The sequence below is a fragment of the Bradyrhizobium sp. LTSP885 genome (assembly GCF_000938305.1).
Classification (GTDB): Bacteria; Pseudomonadota; Alphaproteobacteria; order Rhizobiales; family Xanthobacteraceae; genus Bradyrhizobium.
On the sequence record NZ_JYMT01000043.1, the window covers coordinates 162,865 to 179,754 of the forward strand.

At 65.8% G+C, this 16,890-nt stretch carries 12 protein-coding genes; 6 read left to right on the forward strand and 6 right to left on the reverse strand.

What is annotated here, in order from left to right:
- Nucleotides 1–9 precede the first annotated feature (9 nt).
- The 3 genes from UP09_RS34735 (at nt 10) to pdeM (ending at nt 4,807) form a co-directional block, all read left to right on the forward strand.
- The gene (locus UP09_RS34735) at nt 10–1,236 is read left to right on the forward strand and encodes an ABC transporter substrate-binding protein (RefSeq protein ID WP_044542914.1); all 1,227 of its coding nucleotides are present in this window, start codon (nt 10–12) and stop codon (nt 1,234–1,236) included.
- Between the two features lie 253 nt (nt 1,237–1,489).
- On the forward strand, nt 1,490–4,081 hold the full coding sequence (locus UP09_RS34740) for a ligase-associated DNA damage response DEXH box helicase (RefSeq protein ID WP_044542915.1): 2,592 nt from the start codon (nt 1,490–1,492) through the stop codon (nt 4,079–4,081).
- Between the two features lie 54 nt (nt 4,082–4,135).
- A complete protein-coding gene (gene pdeM / locus UP09_RS34745) occupies nt 4,136–4,807 on the forward strand; it encodes a ligase-associated DNA damage response endonuclease PdeM (protein WP_044543187.1) in 672 nt (223 codons plus the stop codon).
- A 192-nt stretch (nt 4,808–4,999) separates the two neighbouring features.
- Here the strand turns inward: pdeM and UP09_RS34750 are convergent, their stop codons facing one another.
- The gene (locus tag UP09_RS34750; RefSeq protein ID WP_044542916.1) at nt 5,000–5,863 is read right to left on the reverse strand and encodes a LysR family transcriptional regulator; all 864 of its coding nucleotides are present in this window, start codon (nt 5,861–5,863) and stop codon (nt 5,000–5,002) included.
- 96 nt (nt 5,864–5,959) lie between these two features.
- Here UP09_RS34750 and UP09_RS34755 point away from each other — a divergent pair, with 96 nt between their 5' ends.
- Both UP09_RS34755 and UP09_RS34760 read left to right on the forward strand, forming a co-directional pair.
- The gene (locus tag UP09_RS34755) at nt 5,960–6,889 is read left to right on the forward strand and encodes a DMT family transporter (RefSeq protein ID WP_044542917.1); all 930 of its coding nucleotides are present in this window, start codon (nt 5,960–5,962) and stop codon (nt 6,887–6,889) included.
- A 99-nt stretch (nt 6,890–6,988) separates the two neighbouring features.
- A complete protein-coding gene (locus tag UP09_RS34760) occupies nt 6,989–8,338 on the forward strand; it encodes an NRAMP family divalent metal transporter (protein WP_044542919.1) in 1,350 nt (449 codons plus the stop codon).
- Nucleotides 8,339–8,360: 22 nt separating this feature from the next.
- Here the strand turns inward: UP09_RS34760 and UP09_RS34765 are convergent, their stop codons facing one another.
- A complete protein-coding gene (locus UP09_RS34765) occupies nt 8,361–8,843 on the reverse strand; it encodes an Lrp/AsnC family transcriptional regulator (RefSeq protein WP_044542920.1) in 483 nt (160 codons plus the stop codon).
- Between the two features lie 144 nt (nt 8,844–8,987).
- On the opposite strand from UP09_RS34765, the gene UP09_RS34770 reads away from it, so the two are divergent.
- Nucleotides 8,988–10,295, forward strand: a complete 1,308-nt coding sequence (locus tag UP09_RS34770) for an aspartate aminotransferase family protein (RefSeq protein WP_044542921.1) — start codon at nt 8,988–8,990, stop codon at nt 10,293–10,295.
- Here the strand turns inward: UP09_RS34770 and UP09_RS34775 are convergent, their stop codons facing one another.
- The 4 genes from UP09_RS34775 to UP09_RS34790 form a co-directional block, all read right to left on the reverse strand.
- A complete protein-coding gene (locus tag UP09_RS34775; protein WP_283806035.1) occupies nt 10,296–11,078 on the reverse strand; it encodes a TIGR02186 family protein in 783 nt (260 codons plus the stop codon).
- The gene (locus UP09_RS34780; protein WP_044543189.1) at nt 11,075–12,007 is read right to left on the reverse strand and encodes a sulfite exporter TauE/SafE family protein; all 933 of its coding nucleotides are present in this window, start codon (nt 12,005–12,007) and stop codon (nt 11,075–11,077) included. The genes UP09_RS34775 and UP09_RS34780 overlap by 4 nt, the downstream gene beginning before the upstream one ends.
- Nucleotides 12,008–12,262: 255 nt before the next feature.
- On the reverse strand, nt 12,263–13,078 hold the full coding sequence (locus UP09_RS34785) for a COG3904 family protein (RefSeq protein ID WP_052833304.1): 816 nt from the start codon (nt 13,076–13,078) through the stop codon (nt 12,263–12,265).
- 96 nt (nt 13,079–13,174) lie between these two features.
- On the reverse strand, nt 13,175–16,750 hold the full coding sequence (locus tag UP09_RS34790) for a tetratricopeptide repeat protein (protein ID WP_044542922.1): 3,576 nt from the start codon (nt 16,748–16,750) through the stop codon (nt 13,175–13,177).
- Nucleotides 16,751–16,890: the final 140 nt, after the last annotated feature.

The window sequence follows — 16,890 nt, forward strand, 5'->3', positions numbered from 1 at the left end:
AGAGAAACAATGAAAAAACAGACACGGCGCCAGTTCGGCGCCACCGCGTTGTCGGCCATCGCAGCCTCCGTGCTGCCGGCGCCCTTCGTCCGGGCCGCCGAGACGAAATACGATCCGGGCGCGAGCGACACCGAGATCAAGCTCGGCCAAACCGTGCCGCATTCCGGTCCGGGCTCGCTCTATGGCGTGTTGGGGCGGGTCGGCGAAGCCTATTTCCAGATGCTGAACGAGAAGGGCGGCATCAACGGCCGCAAGGTCAAATTCCTCACCATGGACGACGCCTATAGCGCGCCGAAATGCGTCGAGGCGACACGCCGGCTGGTCGAGCAGGAGGAGGTGCTGGCGCTCTACGGCTCGCTCGGCACCGCGCCGCAGACCGCCGTGCACAAATATCTCAATTCCAAGGGTGTGCCGCAGCTGCTGCTCAACACCGGCGCCTCGAAGTGGAACGATCCCAAGAACAACAAATGGACCATGGCGGGCCTGCCGCTGTATCCGACCGAAGCGCGCATCCTTGCGAAACACGTCGTCGGCGTGAAGCCGAATGCCAAGGTCGGCATCCTCTACCAGAACGACGATTTCGGCCGCGACTTCCTCGGTCCCTTCAAGAAGGTGCTGGCCGATGCCGGCGGCACCGCGCAGGTGATCCTGGAGCAGACCTACGATCTCACCGATCCGACGGTCGATTCGCAGCTCATCAATCTCTCGAAGTCGGGCGCCGATGTCTTCTACAATATCAGCACTGGCAAGGCGACGTCGCAGTCGATCCGGAAAGTCGCGGAGCTCGGCTGGAAGCCGCTGCAATTGCTGTCGGCGGGCTCGACCGGCCGCTCGATCCTCAGCGCCGCGGGTTTCGAGAACGCCAAGGATATCGTCGCGATCCGCTATTCGAAGGAAGCCGGACCCGGCCACTGGGAGAAGGATCCCGATTCGCTGGCGTTCGAGGAACTACGCAAGAAATATCTGCCCAATGTCGATCCTGACAACACCATCGCCTTTGCCGGCTATGGCCAGGTGGCGTCGATGGCGGAAATCCTGCGCCGCTGCGGCGACGAACTGACCCGCGCCAATGTGTTGAAGCAGGCCACCACGCTCGCGGGCTACCACTCGCCGTTTTTCCTCGACGGTGTCAATTACAGCTACACACCCGACGACTACACCCCGATGAAGACGCTCTACATCTCGATCTTCGATGGCAAGGACTGGAGCATCTCCGACAAGCCCGTGATGGAGTAGGGGACGACGCAAGCACGCTCTCTCGTCTCCCTCGCCCCGCTCTTCGCGGGGAGAGGGCGGGGTGAGGGGCTCTCTCCACCAGGCGGCGCGAGCCGAGAGACCTGTACCCCCTCACCCGGATCGCATTTCGCTACGTTGCATGCGATCCGACCTCTCCCCGCAAGCGGGGCGAGGTGGCTTCGAGGCCACCGCCTCGTATTCGTTCAATGTGCCACCCTCGACGAAGTGCCTTCAACCACCTACCTCTTGGGGCGTGTCGACGCTCGATCTCTTCTCCGTCCCGCCGTCGGAAACGGCCGACCTGCTGCCGCGCCGGTTTCGCGACTGGTTCGCCTCGCGTGGCTGGTCGCCGCGTGACCATCAGCTCGCGCTGCTGGCGAAGGCGCGCGAGGACCGGTCCGCGCTGCTGATCGCGCCCACCGGCGCTGGCAAGACGCTGGCGGGATTTCTGCCGACGCTGGTGGAGTTGAGCGGGGCGGGAGCCCTACCAGCGAGCGCTAGCGACCAGCAAAGAACAAGCCTCTTGTCCACCGGCCGGAGTGTGAAGCGCACCGGCGGCCTGCACACGCTCTACATCTCGCCCTTGAAAGCGCTCGCCGTCGACATCGCGCGCAACCTGGAAACCCCGGTCGCCGAGATGGGACTGCCGATCAAGATCGAGACCCGCACCGGCGACACGCCGGTGTCGCGGCGGCAGCGGCAGCGGCGTTATCCGCCGGATATCCTGCTGACCACGCCGGAGCAGCTCGCGCTGCTGCTGGCTTCCGACGATGCGCCCTTTCTGTTCGCCTCGTTGAAGCGCATCGTGCTCGACGAATTGCACGCGCTGGTCACCTCGAAGCGCGGCGATCTGCTGTCGCTCGGGCTCGCCCGGCTCTGGACAATCGCGCCACAGATGCGCGCCATCGGCCTGTCGGCGACGGTGGCCGAGCCCGAGCAACTCGCGCGCTTCCTGGTGCCGCAGCCTGGCGGCGAGAGCGTATCAGCCGATGTTGTCATCGCCGGCGGCGCCGCGCCGCCTGTTGTCGAGATGCTCGACACGCGGGAACGCCTGCCTTGGTCCGGCCACGGCGCGCGTCATGCGCTGCCCGAGGTCTACGAGCTGATCAAGCGCAACAAGACCACGTTGGTGTTCGTCAACACCCGCAGCCAGGCCGAGATGCTGTTCCAGGATCTCTGGCGCATCAACGACGATGGGTTGGCGATCGCGCTGCATCACGGCTCGCTCGACGTCGCCCAGCGTCGCAAGGTCGAGGAGGCGATGGCGGCCGGAAAACTGCGCGGTGTGGTCTGCACCTCCTCGCTCGACCTCGGCGTCGACTGGGGCGACGTCGACCTCGTCATCAATATCGGCGCGCCCAAGGGCTCGTCGCGGCTGATGCAGCGGATCGGCCGCGCCAATCACCGTCTTGACGAGGCCTCCCGCGCGGTGCTGGTGCCGGCCAACCGCTTCGAGGTGCTGGAATGCGCCGTCGCGATCGAAGCCATTGCCGAGAATGCGCAGGATACGCCGCCGCTGCGCACAGGCGCGCTCGATGTGCTGGCCCAGCATGTGCTGGGCTGCGCCTGCGGCGAGCCGTTTTTGCCGGATGAGCTCTACGCCGAGGTCAAGACCGCGGCGCCCTACGCCAACCTTGCGCGCACGGATTTCGACGACGTCGTCGATTTCGTCGCGACCGGCGGCTACGCGCTGAAGACCTATGAGCGTTTCGCGCGCATCAAGCCGAACAAGCAGGGCCGCTGGCGCGTCGCCAATCCGAAGGTGCGGCAGAGCTATCGCCTCAATGTCGGCACCATCGTCGAGGAGACCATGCTGAAGGTGCGGCTGGTGCGCTCACGCGCCGGCGGCAGCGGTTCAACGGGCGCGATCGCGCGCGGCGGGCGGATGCTCGGCCAGATCGAGGAGGCCTTCATCGAGGGCCTCGTGGTCGCCGACACCTTTGTGTTTGGCGGCGAAGTGGTGCGCTACGAGGCGCTGGTCGAGGACCAGGTCTATGTCTCTCGCGCCAACGACAAGGACGCCAAAGTGCCGTCCTACATGGGCGGCAAGTTTCCGCTCTCGACCTATCTCGCCGAGCGCGTGCGCAAACTGCTCGATGACGTCAGCGCCTGGAATGTGTTGCCGGACCAGGTGCATGACTGGCTGTCATTGCAGCGGAAGTTTTCGCGTGTGCCGGCGGCGCGGGAGCTGCTGGTCGAGACCTTTCCGCGCGGCGGCAGCCATTATCTGGTCTGCTATCCGTTCGAGGGCCGGCTCGCCCACCAGACGCTCGGCATGCTCCTGACGCGCCGGCTGGAACGAGGTCGCGCCCGGCCGCTCGGCTTCGTCGCCAATGAATATGCGCTCGCGGTGTGGGGCGTCGGCGATCTCTCCTTCATGATCCGGCACGGCAAGCTCGACCTCAACGCACTGTTTGATCCTGACATGCTCGGCGACGACCTCGAGGCGTGGCTTGCAGAATCCGCGCTGATGAAGCGCACCTTCCGCAACTGCGCCATCATCTCCGGCCTGATCGCGCGCCGCTTCACCGACGAGGAGAAATCCCGCCGCCAGGTGCTGTTCTCGACCGACCTGATCTATGACGTGTTGCGCAAGCATCAGGCCGACCACGTACTGTTGCGCACCGCCCGCGCCGACGCCGCCACCGGCCTGCTCGACCTCCGCCGGCTCGGCGACATGCTGTCGCGCATCCACGGCCGAATCACCCACAAGGAACTCGACCGCGTGTCCCCGCTCGCGGTTCCCGTGCTGCTGGAAATCGGCCGCGAGTCAGTTTATGGCGAAGCATCCGACGAACTTCTGGCCGAAGCGGCCGAGGAACTCGTGCGGGAGGCGACGACATAACACTGGGAACCGGACGTGACGGCAAACGCGCAGGCTTCGGGGGATTTTGACGAGATGCGCGTTTCGACGATCACGGTCGCGGACATAGACTTCGTGTCCGATTTTTCCGGCGCGCTGTTCTGGGACGAGCAGCGCCTGCTCGTCGTCTCCGACCTGCATCTGGAAAAAGGCTCGAGCTTCGCCGCGCGTGGCGTGCTGCTGCCGCCCTATGACACGATCGCGACGCTGAGCCGCCTGGCCGCGGTGATCGCGCGGCACGACCCGCGCATGGTGATCGCGCTCGGCGACAGCTTTCACGATCGCAACGCGCATGAACGGCTGTCGGATACGGACCGCGAAACGCTGGCCGCGCTGCAGGTCCGGCGCAACTGGATCTGGATCTCGGGCAATCACGATCCGGCGCTGCCGTCCGATCTTGGCGGCGTGGTCGCAACCGAAGTCGCGATCGGCCCGATCAAGTTTCGCCACGAGCCGACCGGCGCCAGCGGCGAGATCGCCGGCCATCTGCATCCGAAGGCCCGCGTGCCGACCCGCGGGCGCTCGATCGAGCGCCGCTGTTTTGCGAGCGACCGCGAACGCGCGGTGATGCCGGCGTTCGGCGCCTACACCGGCGGCTTGAGCATCCGCGACGCCGCGTTCGCAAAGATCTTCGGCTCGTCTGGGTTCATGGCCCACGTGCTCGGCGACAACCGCGTGCACGCGTTCGCGGCATCGCGGTGTTATTGAGGCACGGACCGAGCCACACACTCAGTGTCGTCCCTGCGAAAGCAGGGACCCATAACCACAGGGGCGAGTTGTCGAAGCTCGCTGTGGCCCCAGCGTTGCGCAACCATAGCCATCGGTGGTTATGGGTCCCGGCCTTCGCCGGGACGACGGCGGAAGTTGCGGGGAGCGCTTCCGCTTAACGCTACCTCAGCCCTACGCCGCCTTCGCCTGCACGGTCTCGCAGAACTCGGCGAGGCGCTCTGCCAGCCGCAGCGTCGCGGGGCTGGCATCGGGGGCTGCGACCAGCGCCACTTCCGTCTTGTCGATCGGCGCAAAACCGTCTTTTGCCGTGAGCACGCGGTGATCGGCCTGGATCGCGATCTCGGCGAGGATGCTCAGGCCCATGCCTGCGGCGATCGCGGCCTGGATGCCGGAGAGGTTCGACGACGTATAGGCCATGTGCCAGTTGCGCCCCGCGCTCTCCAGCGCATGGATCGCGCCGGCGCGATAAAGACAGCCCGGCGGAAAGCCGATCAGCGGCACCGATCCCACATTGGTGTCGCGCGGATGCTGCTTGCTGGTGACCCAGTGCACGCGCTCCGGCCAGACCGCGATGCCGCCTTTTTCGCCCGCCGCGCGCTTGAACAGCGCGAGATCGAGTTCGCCGCGTTCGAGGTCGCGCCGCAACTGCGTGCTCTGGTCGGTGCGGACGTCGAGCCGCAGCGCGGGATGCGAACGCGAGAATGCCGCAAGCAGTTTGGCCAGCCGGAAGGCGGCGAAATCTTCGGGAACCCCGAGCCGGATCGCGCCCTCATTGCCGGGCCGCGACACCACATCGCGCGCCTCTTCAGCCAGCGCCAGCAGCCGCCTTGCGTAGGACAGCAGGCGCTCGCCGGCCTCGGTCGGCGTCACATCCTTGCCGCTGCGGATCAGCAATGGCTGGCCGACATCCTCCTCCAGCCGCTTGATCTGCTGACTGACCGTGGATTGCGTGCGGTGGACCCGCACGCCGGCGCGGGTGAAGCCGCCGGCATCGACCACCGAGACGAAACTGCGCAGCAGCTCCAGGTCGAGCATTGCAGGCCCCATTCGAAAATCAACTGCATGTCAGTTTATCATTTAATTTCCAAATATCAAGGCGCGGACCTAGATCATGGAGGAAGGAGAAACCCCATGTCAGTCGCCCCCGCCGTCGCGATGTCCCGCCCCCGCTTCAACGCCCTTCCGTTCCTGATCGCCCTGTTTTGTCTGCTCTGGAGCTTCGCCTTCGTGGCCGGCAAGATCGGCGTCACGGACTGCCCGCCGCTGATCCTGCTGGCCGCGCGGTTTTCGCTCGCCGGCATCCTGATCCTCGGCGTCTCCTTGCTGCGCAGGGATACGTGGGACCTCACCTGGCGCGACGCGGCCGTGTTCGCCGTCCTCGGCGTCGCCAATAACGCGCTCTATCTCGGCCTCGGCTATACCGGGCTGAAGACGGTGTCGGCCGGTCTCGGCGGATTGATCGTCTCCGCCAATCCGGTATTCACTGCTGTTCTGGCGGCGCTGTTTCTCGGCGAAGCCCTGACCTGGCGCAAGGTCGCGGGCCTGCTGCTCGGAATTCTCGGCGTTGCGTTCATCGTTTGGCATCGTATGAAAGTCGGCACGGACAATCCGCACGGCATCCTGTTCACGCTGGCGTCACTCGCCTCGATCGTGACCGGCACCATCCTGTTCAAGCTGTTGGCGCCCAAGGGCAGCCTGTGGATCGGCAACGGCATCCAGAACATCGCCGGTGGGCTTGCGGTGATGCCGTTCGCCTTCGCTTTCGCTGATGTCAGCGACATCGTGCCGAGCGCGCGGCTTGCCGAAGCCTTCGCCTTCCTCGTACTGGGCGGCTCGATCCTCGGCTATCTGATCTGGTTTCACCTCCTGAAAGTGTGTGGCGCGACCGCGGCAAGCGCCTATCACTTCCTGATGCCGCCGCTCGCCATGCTGTTCGCGTTCTTCGTGCTCGGTGAACATGTCGAATTTCGCGACCTGCTCGGGATCGTTCCGGTCGCAATCGGCATTTATCTGGTGACCCGTCCGGCGGCCGCCGCTCCCTCGAAGAGGAGCGTGACATGAGCATCACGATCACGCATCGGGGGGCGTGATTGCCAGCGCGAGTTTCATAAATGGAACCATGGCGGTATCGGTCCGTTGTCGAACGGGCCGGAACCGGGCATGACGCAGCACAGACAGACCTCACCGGAGCACAACGCCAAGCCCGGCAGCGCCAAGCCCGGCAGCGCGGCGGCGAAAGCTGCGCGCGGGCCGTTCAGCCTCAAATATATCGCGAAGGCGCTCGGCCCCGGCCTGATCACCGGCGCCTCCGACGACGATCCGTCGGGAATCGGCACCTACAGCCAGGCCGGCGCGCAGCTCGGCTACGGCATCGGCTGGACCATGCTGCTGACCTTTCCGCTGATGGTGGCGATCCAGGAGATTTCCGCGCGCGTCGGCCGCGTCACCGGACACGGCATTTCAGGCAATGTCTGCCGGCATTATCCGCCTTGGCTGCTGGTCGTTGTCGTAGCGCTGCTGTTCATCGCCAACACCATCAACATCGCAGCCGATCTCGCTGCCATGGCGGATGCGTCGAAGCTTCTGGTCGGCGGTCCCGCCATCCTCTATGTCGTGCTGTTCGGCGTGACTTCGGTGGCCGCGCAGATCTTCATGGACTACAAGCGCTACGTCGCGGTGCTGAAATGGCTGACGCTCAGCCTGTTCGCCTATGTCGCGGCCCTGGCCTTCGCCAAGGTCTCGTGGGGCGAGGCGTTGGCCGGCGCGCTGGTGCCGCGTTTCACCTGGAGCGCGGATTATTTCACGACCATTGTCGCGATCTTCGGCACCACGATCTCGCCCTATCTGTTCTTCTGGCAGGCGTCGCAGGAAGCCGAGGAGCAGCGCATCGACGCCAGGAAACATCCGCTGATCGAGCGGCACTATGGCGCGCGGCAGGAATTCTCCCGGATCCGCGCCGACACCGTCGTCGGCATGGCGTTCTCCAACCTGATCGCGCTGTCGATCATCGTTACCGCCGCCGCAACGCTGCACGCTGCGGGAAAGACCGACATCCAGACCTCGGCGCAGGCGGCCGAGGCGCTGCGGCCGATCGCCGGGCCATTTGCGGAAGTGATCTTCGCACTCGGCATCGTCGGGACTGGATTGTTGGCGATCCCGGTGCTCGGGGGTGCGACGGCCTACGCGGTCGGCGAGGCAGGGCGATGGTCGGTCGGCCTGGCGCGCAAGCCGAAGGAAGCGATCGCGTTCTATTCGGTGCTGGCGCTGTCGGGCGCGATCGGCATCGCGCTCAACTTCACTCCGATCAATCCGATCTCGGCGCTGTACTGGAGCGCGGTCGTCAATGGCGTGCTCGCTATTCCCGTGATGGTGCTGCTGATGGTGATGGCGCGCCGCAAGGATGTGATGGGCCATTTCGTGATCGGCGGTTGGCTCTATTGGCTCGGCTGGCTCTCGACCGGGGCGATGGCGCTCAGCGTGATCGCGATGGGAGTGGGGCTGCTTTTTTAAATCATCGCGCCGTCATCACCGGTCAGAACAGCGAGGTGTCGATCTTTGTCGTCGATTTGTTCTTTCGCAGGATGATGGTCGTGCGGTAGCTCGCGATATCGGTGACCGGATGCATGAGGCGGTCGAGGATGAACGATTGATAGCGTGCGAGGTCGGAGGACACGACCCGCAGCGAGTAATCCCAATCGCCGGCAATCATGCAGCACTCGACGACCTCCGCAAGGCCGATCACCTTCTTCTCGAAGCGCTCGAAGGATTCCCTGTTCTGTTGCTTGAGGCGGACTTCGACGATCGCGTCGAACCCGAGCCCTACGCGAGCAGGGTCCACCAACGCCACATAGGAGCTGATGACGCCGGCATCTTCGAGCGTCCGGACGCGTCTCATGCAGGGGGCGGACGAGAGGCCGATCCGTTCGGCCAGCTCGAGATTCGTGATGCGCCCCTCGACCTGGAGCACGTCGAGGATTTTCCGGTCGATCTCGTCGAGCACCATCGTGGTTCCCATTATTTTCGAATTCTCTGTGTTTTGCGCAATTAATTACAGAACTAGCTCGGAAATGCATCTCAAATCGCAATGTCATTGCGTCGGTGCGCGCATAGGATGGGCAGAGGGTTGGACACGCGGCGACTCGGCAACAAGGGGACGGGCATGGCTGGAAATGACGACAAATCCTTTTGGGATCGTGCGCGGCGTCACCTCATCAGGTATGGCGGAACGTTCGCTCCTGTGATCATCGAGCGCGCCTCCGGATCGTTCGTTTATGACGCCGACGGCCGTGCCATCCTCGATTTCACGTCCGGCCAGATGAGCGCCGTGCTCGGTCACGGTCACCCCGAGATCGTCCGGACCATCAGTGAGCATGCCGAACGGCTCGATCATCTCTTCAGCGGCATGCTGACGCGCCCGGTGGTCTCGCTGGCTGAAAAGCTCGCGGAGCTGCTGCCGCCGGGGCTTGATCGCGTCATGCTGCTGAGCACGGGGGCTGAGTCAAACGAGGCTGCCATCAAGATGGCGAAGCTTTTCACCGGCGGCTTCGAGACCGTTGCGTTTGCGCAGTCCTGGCACGGGATGACATCGGGTGCGGCCGGGGCGACCTATTCGGCCGGCCGCAAGGGCTATGGTCCCGCGCCGGTCGGATCGCTCGCGATCCCGACGCCGAATCCCTATCGTCCCCGGTTCGGCAACGCGGCCGATTGGCGGGCCGAATTGGCCTACGCCTTCGATCTCGTCGACCGCCAATCGACCGGATCGCTCGCGTGCATGATCGCCGAGCCGATCCTCTCTTCCGGCGGGCTGATCGATCTGCCGGAGGGCTACCTTGCCGAGCTGAAGGAGCTGTGCCGCGCGCGGGGCATGCTACTGATCGTCGACGAAGCACAGACGGGCCTCGGGCGAACCGGCGCCATGTTCGCCTTCGAGCGCGACGGCGCCGTGCCTGATATCCTGACCTTGTCGAAGACGCTCGGCGCCGGTCTGCCTCTGGCCGCGGTCATCACGTCAGCCGAAATCGAGGAACGCTGTCACGAACGTGGCTTCCTCTTCTACACGACGCATGTGTCGGACCCGATGCCGGCCGCGGTCGGTCTGAAGGTCATCGAGATCATCCTGCGCGACCGATTGGTCGAGCGCGCTGGAATCGCGGGTGCGCGGCTGAGGGACGGGCTCCTCGCGCTTCAGAACCGGTTCGAATGCATTGGTGACGTGCGCGGCAGAGGACTGATGCAAGGCATCGAGATCGTGCGCGACCGCTACAGCAAGGCGCCTGACGAAGCGCTCGGAACGCGCGTGTCGCAGCGCTGCATGGAACTCGGATTGAGCACCAACATCGTGCAGTTGCCCGGCATGGGCAGCGTATTCCGCATTGCTCCGCCACTGACGATCAGCGATGACGAGATCGATCTCGGCCTCTCGATCCTGGGCGACGCTTTCGAAAGCGCATTGCAACGGCAGGGGTGACTAATCCTTGCGGAACACGATCGAGGCCATCCAGCCCGTCATCAGCGCCATGAACGCGGTGACGAGGCCATAGACAAAGCCGTTCTGCCGCGCAGTGTTGGCGACGAACTGCTCGAAGCCGACCTTCACGATCTCGAAGGCGGTCTCGGTCTTGGTCACCAGCGCGCCGTCGGCGAACAGCTTGATCTCGACATTGTAGGTGCCGATCGGCACTTCGGCCGGCAACGGAATGCCGGTGCGGAACAAAGTCGGCGTCAGGAACGTCACCGCCGAGGGCGCCTCGCGATAGAGGCCGTGCTCGGAGCGCAGCCGCACGAAGGCGCTGCGGAACGGGTCGTTCGGCACCACGTCGGCGAAATCGGGGCCGACGCGCTGCATCAGCAGCACATTGTTGAGGCCGAGCTGCTGCCGCCGCTGCACCTCGGGCGAGGCGATCTCGTCGAACGGGCGGTTGGAAAACAGCGCGAGATAACCCGGAACCTGCAGGAACTGCCGATAGTCGGTGTTGATCCAGATGCCGAATTTGCGCTCCTTGCGCCGCGTCACCATGTCGGCGCGCGGGCCGGAGACCGTGACGACGAGGTCGTAATTACTGCGGCTGGCGGGCGTGCCGGCGTCCTTCTCGACCGAGCCGAACAGCACGAGCTCGCCGCCGGAATAGTTCGGCGTCACCGTGACGCGATGGTTGGAGACCGACACGATCAGCCGCTCGGCACGGGCAGGCACGGCCGCAAGCGTCGCTGCGAGCAGGCCCATGATCGCGAGCAGTGCGCGCCGGCTCATGGCGGGCCTCCGCCGCCGGTTTCGCGGATGCTGAAGAGATCCTGCGGCCGGATCACCAGCTCGACCGCGAAGCGGATGCCGACCGCGAGCACCAGAAGCCCGAGCAGGAGGCGCAGATGCTCGCCGCGGATCTTCTGACCGGCACGCGCGCCGAACTGCGCGCCGGTCACGCCGCCGATCATCAGGATCAGCGCCAGCACCGCGTCGACCAGGTGGTTGGTCACCGCGTGCAACATGGTCGCGAACACCATGGTGACGAGGGTCAGGACCATCGAGGTGCCGATCACGGTCGAGGTCGGCACCCGCAGCAGATAGATCATCAGCGGCACCAGGATGAAGCCGCCGCCGATGCCCATCACAGCGCCGATGAAGCCGATCACGAGGCCGACCACGATGACGGGAATCACGGAGAGATAGATCTTGGAGCGCTTGAAGCGCACTTTCAGCGGCAGGCCGTGGATCCAGCCATGGCTGCCCGGCTTGCGCAGCGTGACCGGGCCGCCGCGGCGGGCGCGCAGCATCGCGCGCAGGCCCTCCCAGAACATCAGCCCGCCGACGGTGGTCAGCAGGATGACGTAGGACAACGCGATCATCAGGTCGAGCTGGCCGAGCGAGCGCAGCAAGGTGAAGGTCCAGACGCCGAGCGCGGTGCCGATCGTGCCGCCTGTCAGCAACACCGCCGCCAGCAGCGGATCAATCGCGCGTCGCCGCCAATAGGAGATCGCGCCGGAGAACGACGAGGCCGCGATGTGGCTGGCGACCGAGGCGACCGCGACGGCGGGCGCGATGCCGACGAAGATCAGCAGCGGCGTCATCAGGAAGCCGCCGCCGATGCCGAACATGCCGGAGACGAAGCCGACCGCCGCGCCCATCGCCAGGATGAGGAAGACATTGACCGGAATGTCGGCGATCGGGAGGTAAAGCTGCACGCGCGTCGCTTCTTGTTTCGTCGCAAGGCAGGCGCAAGGCCGCGTCACGGCGTGGTGTCCTGGTCGGGCTTTCTCCGGCAGAACAATCCGGTTGGCGCGCAAGATGCAGGCGAACGCGGGTCGATTGCCGCGTCCCTGCATAACCGAATTCGGCGGGAGGAGGGACTAAAGAATCCGCCTCAAACGGCTTTTTTGCCGCACGTCGGCGGGGCCCCGCTAACGTGGTTGATGATTCAGATTAATGACAGCTTCAGCTCATCGATACGCAAGGACCGTCGTGATGAGGTTCATCGCCAGCGCCTCCTTCTCGGTCAACCAGCGGATCTCCGAGGTCTGTGACATCGCCTCGACGATGCTCGACGAGACTCCCATGCCCGTCATATAGCCGAGCAGGAGGCCCTGGCTGCGCTGTGTCTCGGCTACGGGATCATCCGTCGGTTTGGGCACCCTGAAGCGGTGAACGCCGAGCATCGAACCGCGAATTCCGTAACGATCCTCGCCACCGGCAAAGATCAAGACGCAGGCGCTTGCGCAAATGGCCGGGCGCACCTTCCCGGACGCATCGGCCGTGCCGACGGCCGTGAACAGCCCGCGGGCTCGAATGGTCTCGCCGATGATTGCAGCCTGGTCCACCAAACCGCCCGGCGATGAAAGCAGTACCAAGTCGCCGTCCGACAGATGCGCTTCCTCTAGCCGGTCGTGGAACCAACTCGCGCTTGCGGCGCCGATCTCGCCTTCAATGGTCAGGACGCGCCGTTTACGGCCATCGATGTTGATGGACGGGATGACGGAAGACGTCATGGTCGGCGAGCCATGACTCTCCCGCCAATATTCCCACGCCCCCGGTTGGGAAAGATCCCGATAGGCTCGAATGCCGACGCCCGACAGGAGCAGCACAAAGAACGCTACGGACCAGAGCGAGGGCCTGAAGATGCCGTGCAGAGGTTGGACACGTGCGTCGAGCGGCGGGGCGTCCCGAGGCGGTACCTGAAGCGGCGGCGCAGTCCGGGGACCGGTTGGCGACGAACGGTGCAGTCCGGCCCCGGCATCCTGGCGGTCATCGACAGACAAGCGCATCCCTCCTGGCAGCGGGCGCTGTTCGCGGTTCGTGCCTATCTACACGATTGGGGAGGGGGAGGACAACGACGCCGGGCGGCGCCGCGAACCTTAGTGGGCGACCAGCGCCGCGGTCCGCTTCGACGGCAGCTTGGCGGGCTTTGCGGGAGCCGGAGCCGGCTGTGCAGTGGCGCTGTCCCAACCGCCGGTCGGGGCCGGGACATTGACCGCGTCGCTCGGCTGGGGCTCGGGCGTGAAGGTCTGGATCGCGAGCTTGGCGGCGGCCAGGGACTGCGGATCGAGCCGCTTGGCGATATCGTCGCGCTTGTGGCCGGAATCGGCATCGCCCTGGGCGGCTGCCAGGCTGAACCATTTGAACGACTCGGCCAGGTTCTGTTCGACGCCGATGCCGCGGGCATAGAGGATGCCGAGGTTGAACTGGCTGTCGGCGACGCCGCGGTCGGCGGCCTTGCGGAACCACTGCGCCGCGCTCTTGTAGTCGGCGCCCTTGCCGCCACCGTCGGCGTCGAGCACGGCGAGGTTATGCATCGCCTTGGCGTTGCCGCGCTCGGCGGCCTGCACATAGTAGCGCCGCGCCATGTCGGCGTCGCGCTTCATGCTGAGGCCCTTCTCATAGAATGTGCCGAGCCGGAAGATCGCAGGCACCACGCCGGCCTGCGCCGCGCGGCCATACCATTTGGCGGCTTCGTCGAGATTGGCGGCGATGCCCTTGCCCTCGGCATAGCGCATGCCGACCTCATAGGCCGCGGTCGGATCGCCCTTCAGCGCGGCGGAACGCAGCAACGGTCCGCCGATCGCGTCAGGCAGTTTCTCGCCCGGCGGAATCTGGATCATGGCGAGCTTGCCGGTGACGACCGGTGCGGTCGGAATCGTACCGGTGATGTCGTTGGCGCTGACCGGCGACGCCGCGACGGGGACCGCCGCCGGGGCCGGCGGGATCGTGACCTGAGCGCTGTCGAGCGTGTTCGGCGCGGAAACGTTGTTGGATTGCCGGCCGAGCGGGGTCGGCGAAGTCATCGACGGCGTGGGCGCGGCAGATGGTGCGGCGGGCGTTGGAGCGGCGGAGGTGTCGGCAGGCGGCTGTACCGGGGCTGCGGCCGGCTCGCTGCTTTCCACCGCCGGCATCTGCGGTGTCGAGCCGGTGTCGAGCAGGTTCATCGCCATCTTGATGGTGCCGAGCAGGATCACGACCACGCTCGCGCTGACCAGCAGCGAGCGGATCTTGGAGGTGATGGTCGACGGCTGGCCCTCGGCGGCGTCAGCCTTGATCGCAGGCTTGTCTGGAGCCTTGTCGGGATTCTTGGCCTTCTCGGCTTTTGCCTTGGCGGCAGCCTTGCTGGCGGCGCGCGCCGCCTTCTCGTTGACCGGTTGCACAGCGGCGGCTTGCGCCGCGCGGCGCGCCGCGGCGATGAAGCTCGACGTCGAGACCGGCTCCTTCTTGGCCGCTGGAAGATCACTGATCGCGCTCTCGGACGCGGCGATCCGCTCCGACGGCGACGACATGCGCCCGGTGGGACGCGTGCCCGGCTCGAGCGGATGATCCGGCGGCAGTTCCGGCGCGATCGCAGCGCGCGCGGGCGCCGCATGCGGCTCAAGGATCTCGCTGATGGCGCGCGGCGGAATCGGTGGCAGCGGCGGCGGTGCGGAGACCTGCGGCTCCGCGGCATGGAATTCGCGCGGCGCGGCCGCAAAATGCTCCTGCGCGAGAGCAGGATTGGGCAGTTCGGGTTTATACGGCTCAGGCCTGTACGATTCAGCCTTGTACGATTCAGGTCTGGGTTGCGCGATCGGCTGCGGCATCGCTGCGCGCGGCATCTCCATCCGCGGCATCTCGACCCGCGCTTCGATTGGCGCAGGCGGTGCGGGGGGCGGCGCAGTGCGTACCGCGCGCAGATCGTTCTCGATCATCGACAGACGGTCGACGACATGGCCGAGCGTATTGTGAACGGTCTCCAGCGAGTCCTGGGTGCGGCGATCGGTCTCCGACTGGCTGAAGCGGATGTCGGACAGCTCGCGCTTCATCAGGTCGACCAGGCCCGAGTCCATCATCGGCTGCGGCGCGGAGACGTTGATGTTGCGGGTGGCGTCGGCGAGCGAGGCGATATGGGCGTGCTGGGCCTCGAGGTGCCGCATGATGTCATGCAGCCCTTCCTCGACTCGGCCGAGATTGCCGGGGCGCTGGTCGGACGAGGACGCATCCAGCCGTTCGAGCAAATACGAGACCCGCTGCTCGAGATGGGCGAACGCCGACGCGCTGTCATTGCCGACCTGCAGGCGATCGATCCGCTCCGAGAGCGTGCGCACCGCACCTTCGATGGCGTCGGTATTGTCGGTGCCAACCGGCCGCTCGCGGCCTTCCAGCGTCGAGGTGAGGGCTGCGATGCGCTGCTCCAGCGCGGCGAACGCATCGCCATTGCCATCGGAGCGCGACATCCGCGAAAGCTGGTCGACCCGAGTCGACAGCGTCTGCACGTCGTCGGACAGCCGCACCAGCGCGTCGTTGGAGGCGACGTTGGAGATGATGGCGCGCAGCGCTGCGATCGCACCCTCGAGCTGTTGCACCGTGGACGGATCGTCATTGGCGCGCAGGATCATGTCGAGCTTGCCGCCGAGATTGCGGATCGCCTCGTCGTAGCCGGTGAGCTGCTCGGCCGGGGTCAGCGTGCGCAGCACCTCGCGGATCTCGGACAGTGCGCGTTCGATGCCGGCGATCGCCTGGCCGTTGCCGTTGCCGTTCTCCTGGCGGATCTCGTCGATCCGACGATGCAGCGAGCGGACTTCGTTCTCGATCGATTCGATCGCCCGGCGCGGCATCGCTTCGGTGATGGCCTGGCGGATGTCGGCAAGCTCGCTGCGGAACGCGGTGATCGATTGCTCGATATGGTCGGGCCGCTGCATCGCCTCGATCTGGCTCGTGATCTTGAGCAGATGCCGCTCCAGCGAGGAGAAATCGGGTCCGGCAGGCGCGCTGGGAGCAGTCGGCGGCGCATAGGCGGCCATCGGCGGCGCCGCGGGCGGCATCGGGGGGGCGCTGCGCGGTGGCATCTGCCGCGGAGCGGCGGCGTCGAGTTCGTTCTGGCGCGCGGCGATCTCGGCGATCGCGGAATCGAACGAGGCCGGGCTCAGCGGCGGCGAGGGGCGATAGACCTGCGCGGCGGCGCGCTCGACCAAATCCTCCTGGCGTTGCCGATCCTGCTGCTGCCGATCCTGAATTTGCCGATCCGGGTTCGGCCGGTCTTGCAGCTGCGGCTCGCGGACCGGTTGCGGCCGGGAAATCTGCGACAGCCGCGCGTCGAGGCGCGAGATGGCGTCATTGAGCTGGCGGGCGACGGTCGGCTGACCGCGCGGCACGTCCGGGCGCGCGTCGCTGTGCGAGGCGGGGGCAGGCGAAGGGGCAGGTGTGGAAATCTGTTCGATCTGGCGGGTGATCGCGTCGAGACGTTGGTGGATATCGGCAACGTCGCTTCGCTCGCGGCTCGGCATCGGCGGCCGTTGCTGCTGCTGTTGCAGTTCATGGGCCGCGCGGTAGTCCGGCGGGCTGGCTTCGCCGACAGTGGAATTGAGCCAATCGTTCAGCGACATGCCGGCACGGCGCGCAGCCGCCTCGGCCCTTTCGCGGACGGAGGGATCGATGCCGTCAACACTCCACGATACGCGCGAATTCATGATTCCGTCCGGTCCCGACTCCGGCGCCACACCCTGCGCCTGCAGCCTCCCCGCGCATCCCAGTTAAGAGACAATCGAATTCTGCGCGGGTCGTCTGCCTCAGCTGCTGACTTTTTCCCGTCACGGTAAATAACGGGTTA

Coding starts and splice junctions, on each gene's coding strand:
- UP09_RS34735 (WP_044542914.1), top strand. CDS start 10: ATGAAAAAACAGACACGGCGCCAGTTCGGCGCCACCGCGTTGTCGGCC.
- pdeM (WP_044543187.1), top strand. CDS start 4,136: ATGCGCGTTTCGACGATCACGGTCGCGGACATAGACTTCGTGTCCGAT.
- UP09_RS34750 (WP_044542916.1), bottom strand. CDS start 5,863: ATGCTCGACCTGGAGCTGCTGCGCAGTTTCGTCTCGGTGGTCGATGCC.
- UP09_RS34755 (WP_044542917.1), top strand. CDS start 5,960: ATGTCAGTCGCCCCCGCCGTCGCGATGTCCCGCCCCCGCTTCAACGCC.
- UP09_RS34760 (WP_044542919.1), top strand. CDS start 6,989: ATGACGCAGCACAGACAGACCTCACCGGAGCACAACGCCAAGCCCGGC.
- UP09_RS34765 (WP_044542920.1), bottom strand. CDS start 8,843: ATGGGAACCACGATGGTGCTCGACGAGATCGACCGGAAAATCCTCGAC.
- UP09_RS34770 (WP_044542921.1), top strand. CDS start 8,988: ATGGCTGGAAATGACGACAAATCCTTTTGGGATCGTGCGCGGCGTCAC.
- UP09_RS34775 (WP_283806035.1), bottom strand. CDS start 11,078: ATGAGCCGGCGCGCACTGCTCGCGATCATGGGCCTGCTCGCAGCGACG.
- UP09_RS34790 (WP_044542922.1), bottom strand. CDS start 16,750: ATGAATTCGCGCGTATCGTGGAGTGTTGACGGCATCGATCCCTCCGTC.